General features: G+C 69.3%; 10 protein-coding genes. 4 read left to right on the top strand and 6 right to left on the bottom strand.

All coding sequences use genetic code 11. The features are described 5' to 3' along the window. Nucleotides 1–34: 34 nt before the first annotated feature. Nucleotides 35–1360: a hypothetical protein gene (locus tag Pma05_RS42230; protein ID WP_239311499.1), complete on the top strand. Its 1326-nt coding sequence runs from the start codon at nt 35–37 to the stop codon at nt 1358–1360. A gap of 430 nt (nt 1361–1790) precedes the next feature. After that, entirely contained in the window at nt 1791–4718 is a 2928-nt protein-coding gene (locus tag Pma05_RS01630) for a helix-turn-helix transcriptional regulator (RefSeq protein WP_203855419.1), read from the top strand. On the opposite strand, the gene Pma05_RS01625 is transcribed toward Pma05_RS01630, so the two are convergent. The 3 genes from Pma05_RS01625 to Pma05_RS01615 all read right to left on the bottom strand — a co-directional run bounded on the left by Pma05_RS01625 (nt 4696) and on the right by Pma05_RS01615 (nt 8608). Beyond that, nucleotides 4696–4842, bottom strand: a complete 147-nt coding sequence (locus tag Pma05_RS01625; protein WP_203855418.1) for a hypothetical protein — start codon at nt 4840–4842, stop codon at nt 4696–4698. The genes Pma05_RS01630 and Pma05_RS01625 overlap by 23 nt on opposite strands. A gap of 56 nt (nt 4843–4898) precedes the next feature. Then, nucleotides 4899–6014 carry a type I restriction endonuclease gene (locus Pma05_RS01620; protein WP_203855417.1) on the bottom strand — a complete coding sequence of 372 codons (1116 nt, stop codon included), beginning with the start codon at nt 6012–6014 and terminating at the stop codon, nt 4899–4901. Nucleotides 6015–6505: 491 nt separating this feature from the next. Next, a complete protein-coding gene (locus Pma05_RS01615; protein WP_203855416.1) occupies nt 6506–8608 on the bottom strand; it encodes a DUF1593 domain-containing protein in 2103 nt (700 codons plus the stop codon). A 511-nt stretch (nt 8609–9119) separates the two neighbouring features. Between Pma05_RS01615 and Pma05_RS43345 the strand changes: the two genes are divergently transcribed. Next, nucleotides 9120–9935, top strand: coding sequence for an AraC family transcriptional regulator (locus Pma05_RS43345; RefSeq protein WP_203855415.1), 816 nt, complete (start codon nt 9120–9122; stop codon nt 9933–9935). Between the two features lie 152 nt (nt 9936–10087). Here Pma05_RS43345 and Pma05_RS01605 read toward each other — a convergent pair whose 3' ends face one another. The 3 genes from Pma05_RS01605 to Pma05_RS01595 all read right to left on the bottom strand — a co-directional run bounded on the left by Pma05_RS01605 (nt 10088) and on the right by Pma05_RS01595 (nt 12957). Then, nucleotides 10088–10816 (bottom strand): MerR family transcriptional regulator, encoded by a 729-nt coding sequence (locus tag Pma05_RS01605; RefSeq protein ID WP_203855414.1) that lies wholly within the window; start codon nt 10814–10816, stop codon nt 10088–10090. A gap of 96 nt (nt 10817–10912) precedes the next feature. After that, on the bottom strand, nt 10913–12712 hold the full coding sequence (locus tag Pma05_RS01600; RefSeq protein WP_239311497.1) for a glycoside hydrolase family 15 protein: 1800 nt from the start codon (nt 12710–12712) through the stop codon (nt 10913–10915). Between the two features lie 122 nt (nt 12713–12834). Then, nucleotides 12835–12957 carry a 50S ribosomal protein L36 gene (locus Pma05_RS01595; RefSeq protein ID WP_030490864.1) on the bottom strand — a complete coding sequence of 41 codons (123 nt, stop codon included), beginning with the start codon at nt 12955–12957 and terminating at the stop codon, nt 12835–12837. A 341-nt stretch (nt 12958–13298) separates the two neighbouring features. Here Pma05_RS01595 and nhaA point away from each other — a divergent pair, with 341 nt between their 5' ends. Beyond that, the gene (nhaA, locus tag Pma05_RS01590) at nt 13299–15182 is read left to right on the top strand and encodes a Na+/H+ antiporter NhaA (protein ID WP_203855537.1); all 1884 of its coding nucleotides are present in this window, start codon (nt 13299–13301) and stop codon (nt 15180–15182) included. Nucleotides 15183–15266: the final 84 nt, after the last annotated feature.

Here is a 15266-nt window from a genome sequence, read left to right as displayed (position 1 = left end):
GCGGCCATTGACGTCAACGCTAGGATTTTCCGGCATGGGAAACGTGGCCGACCTGTCGGACCTGCGAGCCGATCCGGCTGCCCTGGATGCTCTCGAAACCACCTGGAAGCTGCAAACCACACAACTGTCCTGGGCTGCCGACACCGTCGACAGCGTGGCCAGCCAGGTGATCGGCTCCGAGGCGTGGACGGGCGAAACAGCCGACCGATACGACCAGCACCGGCGGAAGCTCGTCGCCGAGCTTGAGGACTGCGCCGAACTGGCCGGCAAGGTCGCCAGGGCGCTCGGCGAGTGCGCCCAGACGCTCCGCCACAACCAGGAGATGCTGACCCGCGAGCGGGAGAAGCTGTCCAAGATCCGTTCCGACCACCCCGGTGGCCAGTTGACCTTCCATCCCGCCAACGAGCAGGAAACCAGCCAGGTGAACGACGCGGTAGCGCTGGCCAAGCAGATCCGGGCCAGGGTCGACTCGGAGTTGAACGCCCAGGCGGCCTCCACAACGGGATTGGAACCCTCCAGGGCGGGTACCCGGCGGATCTCCTACCACGGAGGTTGGCAGATGTCGGAGCGGCATACCGTACTGCGCTCGATGCACGATCTCGGCCTGGCTGCCTGGTTCGGCGGCTCCCTGATGGGGGCGATCGGGGTCAACGGCGCGGCGGCGAAGGTGAGCGATTCGAGGCAGCGGCTCGGGGTGGCCTCGGCCGGTTGGGCGAGGTGGACCCCGGTGAACGCGGCGGCGATCGGCACCCACGTGGCCGGCGCCGCCGGTGAGCTGATCACCGAGAGTCCGCGGATGCTCGTCCAGTCCGGGGTGGGCCGGATGAGCGCCGTCAAGACCGGGCTGACGGTGGCCGCGCTCGCGGTGACCGGCTACAGCCGGCTGCTCGGCATGCAGTTGCAGAAGAGCAGCGAGGTGCCGGTGGTGGCGACGACCGCACCGGAGAACGGCACGCCCGCGGGCGTCGCGGCCCGGCAGCGGCAGTTGCGGGTGTTGCAGTGGGTGATCCCGGCCCTGACCGGCGGGCTGATCGTGGTCACCGCACTCGCCGGCGAGCAGCAGAAGCCCGGCCAGGTGGCCCGGGGCGTGCTGACCCGGATGAGCGGGATCACGAACCGGACCAGGAGCATGCGCGGGATGGCCGGCAGGCACCTGCGCGGGATGGCCGGGAAGGGCATGCACGGCATGGCCGCCGGCAAGGGCATGGGCGGGATGGCGGCCAGGCGCATGCGCGGGATGGGCGACATGGGTATGCGGGGCATGCCGGCCAAGGGCGTGCGGGAGATGGCGACCAGGGCGATGCCGGGGATGCTCGGTCTGCGGATCGCCCGGCAGGCGGTCGCGATGCTCCGGCACTGACGGCCGGTCGCGGCGGGGTCCGCCGGTCCGGAACGGAACCCGGCGGGAACCCTCCGGAAACCCTTGTCCGGTACGCCGCTACGCCATGTCCGCGCCGACGGACGGGTCCTACCTGCGGGACCGACGTGTCCCGTACTCCGGGAAGAGCGGGCGCGACACCGGGGGCGGGAGCGGGCCCGATCCACGATTCCGCCCGCCTCCGCAGCCGCCGTCCACCGGCACCGTGACCACGGCAGCCGATCCCGACGAGCAACCCGTCCGGCCGCTCTGACCTGCGGAAACGTCCCCAGTGTCCGGGGACGTCCCGAAGCGGTCGGCCATAGGTTCTCGGCGCTGCGGTGTCAATGGACTGATGACTGCTTATAGTTCGGCCCGATCTCCTCTGGCATGGACAACGGTCGACGCGGTTACCTCGGGACAGGATCAACCCATGTCCTGGAGGTACCGGGTGCCGGTCACATCGCCATCGGAGCCGACGGCCGTACCGCGACCGGCGGCAGCGCGGACCGTCGCCGCCCTGGTCGGCCGCGCTGTCGAGCTGGCCCGGATGGTCGCGATGCTCGACGAGGACAGGTCACGGCCCCGGTTCCTGGTGCTGCACGGCGAACCGGGCATCGGCAAGAGCCGACTCGTCGCCGAGGTGGCGCAGGTGGCCGGCGACCGTGGTCGTACCGTGCTGCTCGGTCGGGCGACCGAGTTCGAGCGCTCCCTCCCGTACGGCGTGCTGCTGGACGCGCTGGCCGGCGTACCCGATCATCGGGCGGACCTGCACGCGCTGCTCGACACCCTCGCGGTGCGTGACCCCGACGGGCCGGGGCCGGCCACCGCCGCCGTCGAGCGGCACCAGCGGCACCGGCGGTTGCGTAGCCTGGTCACCGCCGCCGCCCGTCCCGCCGGTGCGCTGCTGGTCTTCGACGACGTGCAGTGGGCCGACGACGCCTCCGTCGAGTTCCTCGGCTATCTGCTGCGGCATCCGCCGGACGCCCGGATCACGGTGGTGCTGGCGTTCCGGTCCGAGCAGTGCCCGCCGAGGCTGGCCGAGGAACTCGCCCACCTCGCGCCGCTGCCGAACTGGCTCCGGCTCGACCCGCTGACCGGCGCCGACGTCGACCAACTGCTGTCGGCCGAGCCGGCGTCCCGGCGTCGGCTGCTGCACCAGGTCAGCGGCGGCAACCCGCTCTATCTGGAACTGCTCGCCGGCACCTCGACGCAGGTCCTCGGCGCGCTGCGTCGCGGCGACTTTCCGGACGAGCCGGTGACCACGGCGCTGCACGGCGCGATGGCGATCGAGATCCGTGGGCTGGGTCCGACCGAACGGCTGGTGCTCCAGGCCACCGCTGTGGTCGGACCCGGCCTCGACATCGGCACCGTCGCCGCCGCGGCCGGGATCGACCCGCACCGCACCACCACCGCGCTCGACGCGCTGGTCACCCGGAACCTGCTCCGGCAGGTCGGCGCGGAGCTGGACTTCCGGCACTCGCTGGTGCGGGCGGTGGCGTACTGGCTGGCCGGTCCGGCCTGGCGGCTGGCCGCGCACCGCCGGGCCGCGGCCCACCTGGAACGCGGCGGCGCCCCGCTGACGCTCCGGGCCCACCACCTGGCCAAGGCGATCCAGCCGGGCGACGAGGCCGCCGCCGGGGTACTCGCCACGGCCGCGATCACCACCATGGGTACGGCACCGAGCACCAGCGCCGCCTGGCTGCGGGTCGCGCTGTCGGCGCTGCCCGACGGTCCCGGTCGGGCGGATCGTCGGGCCGAGCTGCGGCTGCTCTTCGCCAAGGCGCTCGGGGTGACCGGCCAGTTCGACGAGGCGCGGACCGTGCTGCACGATCTCGTCGCGGTCGCCGGCCTGCACCGGCACGCGGCGGTCGAGCAACTCGCGGTGCTGGAACGGCTGGCCGGTCGGCTCGACGTGGCCAGCGCGCTGCTCAGCACCGAACTGGAACGGCTCGGCGCCACCGGCACGCCGCAGGCGATGCTGCGGCTGGAACTCGCCGTGACAGAGATGCTGGCCGGGCGCTGGCGGGCCGGGGCCAGGCACGCGGGCAAGACGATGGACCGGGCGCGGCAGGGCGGGCATTGGGGGATCGAGGCCGCCGCGAGCACCGTACTGGCCGCCTGCGCGGTCGCCCGGGAACCGCTGCCCACCGCCCGGCTGCGGGTCTCGTACGCCGCCCGGATGATCGACGCCCTCGGTGACGTGGCACTCCGCGACGAACTGGGCGCGATCGCCCTGCTCGCCTGGATCGAGGCGATGCTGGACCGGGTCGACGACGGACTGGCACACGCGGAGCGGGGCATCGAGGTGGGGCTGCGGTACGGGCGGATCCACGTGCATCCGCTGCTCTACGCGGCCCGGTCGGTGCTCTACGGCACGGTGGGCCGGGTCGACGACGCGCTGCGGGACGCCGAGGAGGCGGAGGAGATCGCCCGGTGGCAGGGCGGTGCCGAGGCGGCGACCCTGGCGGCGGCGGTACGACTCCGGCCGCTGCTCTGGCTCGCCGGGCCGGACGCCGTACGCCCAGCGCTGGATCGGCTGCGCGGCAGCGCCGCCCCACGGTCCACACTGTACCGAGCGGTGGTGAGGCTGCACCTGGCCGAGGCGAGCGCCGCGATCGGCGACGACGCCGGCTGCCAGGAGTTGCTGGCCGACGTGGAGACGTACCGCTGCCTCGGACCGGCCGAGGCGGGCGTCCTCGTCGTACGGGCGCTCTCCGCCGCCGGAGCCGGTCGGGCCGGCTCGGCGGGGGACGGGTCGGTTGGAGTATCGCCGCAGGCCCGGCGCTGGCTGGATCGGGCCGCGGATGCCGCCGGTGACCTGCCCGGGCGGCTCGGGCTGGTCGGGCTGGCCGGCGCGACCCTGGCCCTGGCGCACGGCGACCCGGGCGACGCCGTCGCGGAGCTGGCGCCGGCGATCGGCCAGCTCGGCGCGGCCGGCATGCCGGTGGCCGAGGGGCAGGCCCGGATGGTGCTCGCCGAGGCGCGGGCGGCGACCGGGGATCCGCGCTCGGCCCGCGAGCAGCTCGGTCGGGCCAAGCGGCTCTTCGCCGCCAGCGGCGCGCGCTGGCTGGCCGGGCAGGCGGACCGGGCGCAGCGCCGGCTGGCCGCCCGGCTGTCCCGGCGTGCGGTGCCGACGGACCAGCCCGGGGCGGTACCGGACCCGGCGCATCCGTTGGCGCTACTGACCGCGCGGGAACGGGAGGTCGCCGAGCTGACCGTCACCGGTGCCACGTCCCGGGTGATCGCCCGACAACTCCAGATCAGCCCGCGTACGGTCGACGCGCACCTGATGCGGATCTACCGGAAGCTCGGGGTGACCTCCCGTACCGCCCTGGTCAGCCTGCTGGCTCGGGGGTGACCCGGTCGGCGGCTCCGTCGAAGGTCCCGGCCGCCCAGGTCATCGGCCCGCCCACCGTACTGGTGTTGATCGTCCGGGCCGGCTCGACCAGCAGGATCTTGTACTCACCTGTATGCTCAACCACCTTCGGTCACGATGAGATGGCAGACTGAATCAGGTGTCAAATGGCCAGCAAGCTTCTCAAAGGGTCTTGCGGCCCCCCTCGCCCATGAAAGCCTTTACCGCATTCCGTATCGCGTCGGCGTGAAGATAGATATCGTCAATAGAGCCGATCAGATGGCGAGTCTCCGTCTTGTCGGCGTCGAAGGTTCCAACGTACTTTCTGGCCTTTCCGTTGAAATGCAGTCGCGCAATGGGTTTGCGGTTATTGTCGTCGAGAATGACCGCGAAGTATGACTTGGCATCACGGCCAACAATGCGTTGAGGCTTGACTTCGCTACACGCGATCGCCTTGATGATCTGGTAGCCGGTAAGTTCTTCAAGCGTGGTCTCCACCTCCGTGTCACGGGCGACATCGCCCAGTGCGACCTCTTCGCTCTCGAGCACTTCGGAGGGCGCCTCGGTAGCCTGCTTTGGAAGGCTTGCGTAGAGTGCGCCCTTCAGGCGTTCGTTCACTTGATCTCTGACGAACTGTGAGGCAGCCTTGGCAACGAGCGACCTGAACTGTTCGCGCCTCTTTTGAGTGAGCGAACCATCGTACACTCTCGTCGCGAAGAACCTGACCCACTCATCCTCGGGTTCCTTGAACTGCGTCGCCATCGAACGCTTGATCTGACCGAGATACTTCAGCTCTTCGGCCGCGCTGATGATGGACTCGAGATCGAACACTTCCTTTGTGAGCTTACGTAGTTCTGGCAAGAGGGCGTCGTCGATATCTTCCAAGTCCAGCACGAGGAAGGGCTTGGCATCCATCTTGTTGGGAGCGTCGAGATCGGTGTAGAAATGGTAGACCTGCCCATTGGTGAGGACGCCGATCCGTGCATTCGTAACCGAGAAGTATCGATAAAGCTGAGACGCGTGTTCAATCTTCAGGGGGTCGCGCGGCTGCTTGCATTCGATGAGGATCTGCACCTCGCCGGCACGTACGATCGCGTAGTCGACCTTTTCGCCTTTCTTGACCCCAACGTCGGCGTTGAACTCCGGTATTACCTCCAGTGGATCAAAGACGTCGTAGCCGAGGATCATTGAGATGAACGGCATGACGAAAGCATTCTTGGCAGCTTCTTCCGTCTGAATCGCGTCCCGCTGATTCCGGACCTTCGTGGCGAGCGCAGCGACCCGTTCATCGAACTCCATTAAGCACACTCCTTCTTCCGAATAGGCGAAAAGGCGCCGTACACTGCCTGCATGCCCTGCTGTTGGCGAGTCGGAAATCCAGGGCAACGACCGGATGCTACCGAGCTGCCGTGTAGCGCGAAGCCGCGAAAAAGGCTGACTAATCTCTCCTTTCGCCCGGTCCGATCCGACGAAAGGGCAGGTTCGCAGTGTCTCGGTCGTGAGTAAGATGCGCTACCGACTGGAGGTGCACGAGGCCGTACCCATCGCTGCGCAGAACGACCCGTATAGCACCGCTGAGCTGGGCGACGACGGCCCCAACAGCGGGGATTCTTGGCGGGCTTCCCCATGGCCGGGGTGGACCGTTACTCCAGCACGTCGCCTTTCGTGTCCCGCGCCGTGGCCGGGCGCTCCACGGGCCCCGCGACGTACCACTCTGACCGGTCAACGACCGAGGTAGGCCAGGACCGCGAGGGGAGCTACTTCCTCGCGGTCCTTCCTGCTGCCCCGGCTCAGCGATCCGCTGGGATTCCTCCGGCTTCTCTCAGCACGCCTTGCAGCGTGGTGGCGAGGGCGACCAGGTCGGCCTTCGCCTCGGCCGAGGCGCGCTTGGGGTTGGCGTTGCCGATTCGGTTGAGGAACGCCCGCAGCGCGCTGTCTGCCGGCTGGACCTTGCCCGCGGCGGTCTGCTCGCGCGCCTTGTCCACGAAGGCGAGCTGGTTCTCGGCGAGATCCGCCGACAGTTGACCGTCGTGCGCCCACCTCTGAACGGCGACGGACAGTTCGGCGTACGAGATGACCGTCAATACCACGCGCTTATAGGTCTTCAGGCTCGTATACGTTGGATTGCTCGGAGAATCCGAAACTTCGAAGATCAAGTGGATGGTGTCGCCGGTTTTGGCGTACGCCGGAACTGTGAATTTGGCGTTCCTTGTGTTAGCCAAGTCGATAGTCCCGGTGCCGGCAAGGGTATCCACATCGGCATACCGCCACCACTTGTAAGTGAGGTTGTCTCCGTCCGGGTCATAAGCGACGCCGTTCAGGTTGACTGTCCGGCCGGGCACGACCGGAACATCAAGCCCGCTCGTTACACCCGACTTTGGGTAGTGGTTCGCGTCCTCATACTTGTCTGCAACGGACCACTGTGCATGGACGGAGTATTCGGCCTGGATATCCGGCACCCATCGAGAGAACGTCCAGTTTTTCGGCAGAACTGTCGATCCGGCAGGAGGAACATCGGCCACAACGGGGGTAAAGCCGCTACCGCCTGCGTTCGGGCTCCCTGACCGTTCCTTAACGTCCCTGTACTCGTTCGGCCTGTTCGGGTCGCTCAGTCCAAACCTGCCAGCGAAGCTGCCCCAAGACGGTTGGCCATAACTCCTCAGACCGTTGTCGATCAAGTAAAGATACGACCCAGTGTCGCCCTCTGCGTCGAACTTCCCATCGGTGGCCGTTTGGCAACTTCCCGAGTCACCCCACGTGGCGAACGGGAAATTGTCCGCTGGCGTAAAGGGAGGGGTGTAGACGGGTGGAGTGTAGAACTTGTGGGTGGGGTTTTGAAGATTTGCGTTGTTGTAGCAGTACGGAGTCCTAATGCTGGACTCGCTGGTCAACGGGCTTCCGATCTGCGTGATCGTGTCAGTCCACGCCTTACTGAACCACGTGGATTGTGTTTGCGCGTCATGTCTCTGGGGCTGCGTCCAAGTCCTGTAGAGGCTGAAGAACAGGTCCTGACTCATGATGGTCCGGATGCCCGGCCAATTGGGCGCGATATAGTAGTCGTACGTGGGCGCTTGGTCGCCCCAAATCAGGTAGAGCGTGACTTCCTTGTTGATCTTGTTGAGAATCCTCGGCCATTCCGGCGTGTTCTCGTATTCATCCCTGATGCTCCGGAGAGCTCGGGCAGTAGTATTCGTCCCGCCCCAGTGCTGAATATACAGCGGCTGGCCGTTCGGGTTTTCAAGAATGGTCTTCTTAATCCACTCGGAGCCTTCAGTGACCTCGTCCATCTCGCCAACGACCTTGATGTTGCCGTATTTGTAGATGCTACGAAGGTACTCGGGTCTCGGGTAACCAGGATCGTGCTTGACCAGGTTGGGATAGACCTCCGCGTACTTATCGATGTAGTACGGGATCCACGTAGATCCAGTCCACCTGTTTTGGCTGTAGGTTCTCGATTTTACCGTGCCGTCGTCGTAGTGCGTCTCATCGATCTGAAAATTCTTGGTCCATTTGCTCGGGTTTGGACCTTGTTGCTGAGGCGTCATGATCTCTGCGCCGTGCGGGTAATAGATGGTTCCACCGGAGTGGTGTCCCGCCGCAGAGGATCCCAGGATTATTCCTTTGGTGTTGAACTCATCGGCCATGGCGAGATAGCGGACCATCGAGGCCATGTCGTCGTGCTCACCGTCAGTCGTGAGGATCGTGTTGATCTTCTTCTTTTGCGACTGCCCTTCAATGGTTCGCCGGTCCGACTCACTCAGGCCCGACTTGCTCGGACCCGCGCCGGCTGCGGCGAACGCCGCAGCTCCGTTCGCGCCGACGAGGAGCCCGCTGACGAGCGCGAGTCCGACAAGGCGCTGGTGCAGCCTTCTTCGACTGCTAAACGTGGTCATGTGGCGTCAACTCCCTGAATATCTATTCAATCACAAATAAACATGCAAGGGTATCTTGCGGCGACGAGCTTCCTGTTGTCAACGGTTGGAAATGGTCTCGTTGCAGGACGGCAACGTGCCTTGGGAGTCCTCCCCGCCGCCGCGCGGCGCGGTGCGAGCTGATCCCTCGACCCTCGGCGCCGCAACGGCTCCCGTGACGACCGCGTCGACTCGACTACGGCGAGCGTCAGTGATGTGCGGCCATCCGGGTGGGCCTCGCCCACCAGCGGACAACTGGAACAAGAAGAAGTGACCTGCTGACACAGAAGTAGGCGTTCGAATTGCGGGATGGCGCCGCCGCCCCGCATCCAAACAGAATGAGGACTCATGCGGACAACCAGCATCCGTGACGTGAAGATTCTGCTCCCGGATCTCGACCACGAAGATCCTCCGGAGGTTCGGTCGGGGTCCTGGTCGCCGGCCCCACCCAGCGTGCCGCGCCCCGCTCCCGCCGGTCTTGTACGTTCCAGAGATGGCAGGTGAGCGGCCCGGTACGACGATCAGCGCCTGGCGGCCGACCGTGCCGGGGATCGCCGAGGTCTTTCACGCGCACTTCACCGAGCACGCCTATCCGGCGCACACCCACGACACCTGGGACCTGATGATCCTCGACGGGGGATCGGTCGACTTCGCCCTCGACCGGCACCGGCACGGGATGACCGCTGGAAGCACGGTGCTGCTGCTCCCGCCCGGGGTCACCCACGACGGCCGGACTGTCACCCCGGCCGGCTTCCGCAAGCGGGTGCTCTACCTCGACACGACCGTACTTCCGGAGCATCTGGTCGGCAGCGCGGTGGACGGGCCGGTCCTGGACGACGAACTGCTGCGGCACCGGGTCCACCAGTTGCACACCTCGCTCGGCCATCCCGGTGACGCGTTCGAGGCCGAGTCCCGGCTGGCCCTGATCCGGGAACGGCTGCACGAACATCTCGACACGCTGGCGCCCGTACCGTCGGCTGGCCGGTCGGACCGGCTGGCCGGCCGGCTGCGGGAGCTGCTGGACTCCAGGATCTCGGTAGGGATGTCCCTGCGGGAGGCGGCGGCGGTCCTGGACGCGCATCCCAGCCACCTGATCCGGTGCTTCACCCGCCGCTACGGCCTGCCGCCGCACGCCTACCTGACCGGCCGGCGCGTCGACCGGGCCCGCCGGCTGCTGCTGGCCGGCGAGCGACCGGCCGGCGTCGCCGTGGCGGTCGGCTTCCACGACCAGGCGCACCTGCACCGGCACTTCGTCCGGCACCTCGGCACCACCCCGGCCCGCTACGCACGTCGACGGGACCGAAGCTGACGACGATCCCGCGACAGAAGCTGACGACGATCCCGCGACAGAAGCTGACGACGATCCCACGGCGGAAGCTGACGAGGGTCACGGGGACGGAAGCTGACGACGATCCCGCGACATGAGGCTGACGAGGGCCACACGGCGGAAGCTGACGACGGTTACGGGGTCGGCGCTGACGACGAGGGGTCGGGACCGATTCCGCTGGCCGACGCCGTGCAGGCGTTCTCCGCGACGACCCGGAACGCCTCGCTGAGCAGCCGGGCCAGCCCTTGGGTCAGCACCGCCGCCTCCTGCTCGGGCTGCTGCCCCGAACTGGCCGGGACACCGGTCCGGCGCAACTGGGCCAACCGGGTGCCGGCGGCCGGTACCAGTTCGTCGGTGACCGGGCGGAGCCGGTCCAGTACCTCGCCGAGCAGCCGCAGCGCGACCAGCACCGGTACGCCGGCCTGGTGCAGGTCGATGGCCGGTTGCACGGCCCGGGGGCGGGCCGCGGTGACCGAGCCGTCCTCGGCGCGTACCAGCACGCCGTGTCGGGCGAGGCTGTGCAGCAGGGCGGGGTGCTCGGTGGCCAGCCGGTTCAGCGCGGTCGTCAGCGGTTCGCCGGGCCGGGGCGCCGGGTGGCGTACCCCGAGCATCGCCTCGATGGCGACCAGGTTGAAGCCCTGCCGTTGCAGCGACTTGATGCTCTCCAGCCGGCGTACGTGGCTGGCGCTGTAGTAGGCGGTCCGGCCGTACCGGGCGGGTGGTGCGAGCAGGCCGCGGGCCTGGTGCGCCCGGATGTTGCGCGGTGACATCCCGACCAGCCGGGCGAGGTTGTCGATGGTGTACCGCGGGGTCGCCGCTGCCGGGCCGGCGCGGTCGCCGAGCTGGGGCACAGTAACCGTCACGGCCGCTCCTCACGTCCTGGGGCGATTCGAACCTACCGATGCGACCTGGCCCGGGGTATTGGTGAAATTACTGCCCTCGTCCGGCGCTCAGCGGGGTCAGGAGTCGTCGACTTTCCCGGTCGGGCCGCTCAGCGTCACCGCCGTCTCCAGCAGCAGCGCGTGTACGAACGCCTGCGGCAGGTTGCCCCGGAGCAGCCGCTGCGCCACGTCGTACTCCTCGCTGTAGAGGCCGGGCGAGCCGCAGCCGGCGCGGTTGCGCTCGAACCAGTGTGCCGCGCCGACCGGGTCCCCGGCCTGGTGCAGGGCGAGGGCGGCGAGGAACCCGCAGAGCAGGAACGCCCCCTCCGCGTGGCCCAGCGGGCGCTCGTCCGGGCGGAACCGGTAGAGGTGGGTGTCCTCGACGAGGGTCTCGAACACGGCGCGCCGGGTCGCGACACTGCGCGGATCGGCGACCGGTACGGCACCCCGGATCATCGGCAGCAGCAGTGCCGCGTCCACCCGGTTGTCGTCGTAGCAGCGCTGCCAGCGGCCGGACGGGTGCAGGCCGTGCCGCGCGGTGTCGGCCAGTACGGCGTCGGCGAGTCCCGCCCACCGGCCGGCCTGAGCCGTCGGCGCCAGTCGGGCCACCGCGCGCAGCCCGGCGACGCAGGTGAGCTTGGAATGGGTCCACTGCCTCGGTTCCAGCTCCCACATTCCGGAGTCCGGTTCCCGCCACCGCAGTTCGACGGCTTCGACGGCCGTCTCGACGGCCCGCCATCCGTCGAGGTCGAGCCGCTGTCGACGGCCGGCCCCGGCGAGCAGCAGCAGGCACTCGCCGAAGACGTCGAGCTGGAACTGGTCGCGTACCAGGTTGCCGGTGTGCACCGTGCCGCCCGGATAGCCGGGCAACCAGGGCAGCGACTCCTGGGCCGGTACCGGTGCGCCGGCGGCCGTGTACGCCGGGGTGGTCCGTGGGCCGTCGGCGAGCAGCCGGTCCCGGACGAAGGCGACCGCGCCGTCCAGCAGGTCGTCGGCACCGGCGGCTGCGGCGGCCCGGCCGGCGTAGCACTGGTCGCGGATCCAGGTGTACCGGTAGTCGTAGTTGCGGCCGGCCCGGGCCCGTTCCGGTAGTGACGTGGTCGCCGCTGCGACCAGGCCGCCGCCGGGCCGGGTCATGCCGCGCAGCAGGGCGTGCACGAACCGGGCGTCCCGGCGGGCCAGGCAGCCGTCCAGCGGCAGCGCCGTGGACCGCCAGGCGTGCTCGGTGGACTGCCATGCCTCGTCCGCGTCCGGCACCGGCCGGTCGAGCGGCTCGGTGGAGATCTCCAGCACCAGGTCGTGGCGGCCACCGGCCGGCAGGCTCAGCAGGCCGTCGAGCGCGCCGTCGCCGCCCGGCCGGAGCGGGGCACCGGCGGTGAACCGCAGGTGCAGCGGTCCGGTCCGGGCCGTCCACGACCCGTCGACGGTACGCAGGTCGCGCAGCGGCTCCCGGCCGAAGTCCGCCCGGGGCTCCAGCCACACCGACAACTCGACCGGATCGTCCAGTGTCCGGATCCGGCGCAGCAGGACCAGCCGGGACGGGGTACTGGGAAAGGCCAGCGCCTCCCGGCACTCCATGATCCCGTCCGTGCCCACCCAGCGGCTGGTCCAGATCAGGGAGTCGGCCTCGTAGTAGCCGCCCCAGACGAAGCGCGGATCGGTCGGGACCACGCTGTACCGGCCGGCGCCGCCGAGCAGGCTGCTGAACACGGCCGGGCTGTCCCAGTGCGGTGCGCAGAGCCAGCTCACGTTCCCGGCCGGGTCGACCAGCGCACCTCGGTGACCGTCGGCGAGCAGCGCGTACTCGCGCAGCGCGTACGGGCCGGGCCGCCGCCGGTCCGCCGTCGGGCGCTGCTCGTCAGGGTCGCCGGACCGCACCCGCGCTCCTCACTCCGGCATCGCTACCGCCCCGCGCCCGGGCTGGGCGGCGTGTCGCGGGTCGGCCGGCCCGACGGACTACCCATCCGCACGGGGCGCGACACCGCCCATCCCGGGACGGATCAGCCCTGGCGGCTCTTCCACTGCGGGTTGGCGCGGTTGACCACGACCACCCGGCCACGCCGGCGTACGACCACCGAGCCCGGCTTCTGCTTCAACGCCCGGAGCGAGCTGCGGACCTTCATGACTGCTCCCCTCCGCCTCGTAAGCGGCGGCTTCTCCGCCGTTTCCGCCGAGCACAACGCCGGGCACGGAGTGCGGATTCCCCGCCGGGTTTCGGCGGACCGGCCCAGCCGACCGGGCGGAACGTGGTAAATCTCGGGAGGTCGAGACCCGGCGCGGCGTGGACGACGGTGCGGTCGGGTTTCCGCCCGGGCGGCCCGTCTGCCGGGTTCGTGCCCCGGTCGTCGAGCTGCTCCGCCGGCACGACGTGCCGCTGCGCGGCGCCGAGGTGGCGGTGGTCGGCCGGGGCCGGAACTGGCTGACCGGACGGGGGATACCGGTGACCGACTCGCCTTCGTCCCGGATGTCCGGCCGGACGGCCTGGGCCCAGGACATCGCCGCACCGTTGCGCCGGTTCACGCGTACCGAGTCGGGTAGCGCCGGGGTGCTGGTGGCGGCCATCGTCGCGGCGTTGGTCTGGGCGAACGTCGACAACTCGTCGTACGAGGCGGTGTGGGGCACCGAGCTGTCGATCCGGCTCGACGGCGTCGGTGTCGCGTACGACCTGCGTACCTGGGTGAACAGCGGCCTGATGACCCTGTTCTTCCTGGTGGTGGGCCTGGAGGCGCGCCGGGAGTTCGACCTCGGCGACCTGCGGGACCGGCGGCGCTTCGTGCTCCCGCTCGCGGCCGGCGTGTTCGGGATGGCGATCCCGGTCGGGATCTACCTGCTGGTCAACCGGGGCGGTCCCGGCGTGCACGGCTGGGGTGTGGCGATGTCCACCGACACCGCGCTCGCGCTCGGCCTGATCTCGCTGCTCGGGCGCGGCGTACCCGACCAGGTGCGGATCTTCCTGCTGACCGTCTTCGTGGTCGACGACCTGGTGGCGCTGGTCGTGATCGCGGTGGTCTACACCGAGCACGTCGACATCGTGCCGCTGGGCGTGGCGATCGGGCTCTTTGCGGCACTGCTCGGGCTGCGGGCGCTCGGGGTGCGGCGCGGTCTGGTCTACCTCCCGTTCTGTGTCGCGCTCTGGGCCGCGCTGCTGGCCAGCGGCGTGGAGCCGGTGGTGGCGGGGCTCGCGATCGGCCTTACCGCGACCGCGTACTCGCCGGCCCGGGGTGCCCTGGAGTACGCCAGTGGCCTGTTCAAGCTGTTCCGGGAGCAGCCCACCGCCGAACTGGCCCGCAGTGCCACGCTCGGCCTGACCCGTACCCTGTCGCCGAACGACCGGCTCCAGCGGATGTACCACCCGTGGTCGAGCTATCTCATCGTCCCGCTGTTCGGCCTGGCCAACGCCGGGATCGTGCTCGACGCCGAGTTCCTCGCCCGAGCCGTCACCGCCCCGGTGACCCTCGGCGTCTTCCTCGGCTACGTCGTCGGCAAGCCGGTCGCGGTCGCCGGGGTCTCCTGGCTGGTGGAGCGGGTCACCGGGAGCCGGATCCGGCCGGCGGTGGGCTGGGCCGGAGTGCTCGGCAGCGGCACCATCTCCGGCATCGGCTTCACCCTGTCGCTGCTGATCGCCACGCTGGCCTTCCGTGGCGACCAGCTCGCCGAGGCGAAGATCGGGGTACTCGCCGCCCTGGTGGTCGCCTCCGTGCTCACCTGGGTCGTCTTCCGGATTACCGCCGCGCTGCCGAAGCCGCAGCGGACCCGTGCACTGCTCGGCGACGCGGACCAGCTCGTCGACCTCGTGCCGCCGGTCGACCCCCGCCGGGACCATGTCCGTGGTCCGGCGGACGCCTCGGTCACGGTGGTCGAGTACGGCGACTTCCAGTGCCCGTACTGCGGCCAGGCCGAACCCGCGGTACGCGAGCTGCTCACCGATCTCGACCTGCGCTACGTCTGGCGGCACCTGCCGCTGACCGACGTACACCCGCAGGCACAGCTCGCGGCCGAGGCGGCGGAGGCGGCGGCTGCCCAGGGCGCGTTCTGGGAGATGCACGACCTGCTGCTCGACCACCAGGACCGGCTGCGCACCGACGACCTGATCGGGTACGCCGGACAACTCGGCCTCGACCAGGAGCAGTTCCAGGCGGATCTGATGACGAACGAGTACGCGGCCCGGGTCGCCAAGCACGTGGACTCGGCCGACCTCAGCGGGGTCTCCGGTACCCCGAGCTTCTTCATCAACGACCGGCGGCACTACGGGGCGTACGACATCGAGACCCTGACCCGGGCGGTCCAGGTGGCCCGGGCGCGGGCCCGGATGCAGCCGCGCCGGGACCGCCGGTCGGGCCGGGACTGAGCGGGGGCGAGTTCTCTTCTTTCCGCTATGTGTCCTGAATCTTTCAGGCTGATGTCGAAGTATTGCGAGAATGTGTCGGCTACT

The organism is Plantactinospora mayteni (genome assembly GCF_016862935.1).
GTDB lineage: Bacteria > Actinomycetota > Actinomycetes > Mycobacteriales > Micromonosporaceae > Plantactinospora > Plantactinospora mayteni.
Note: the sequence above shows the minus strand (reverse complement) of the source record. Positions and strands in the feature narration are given on the sequence as shown.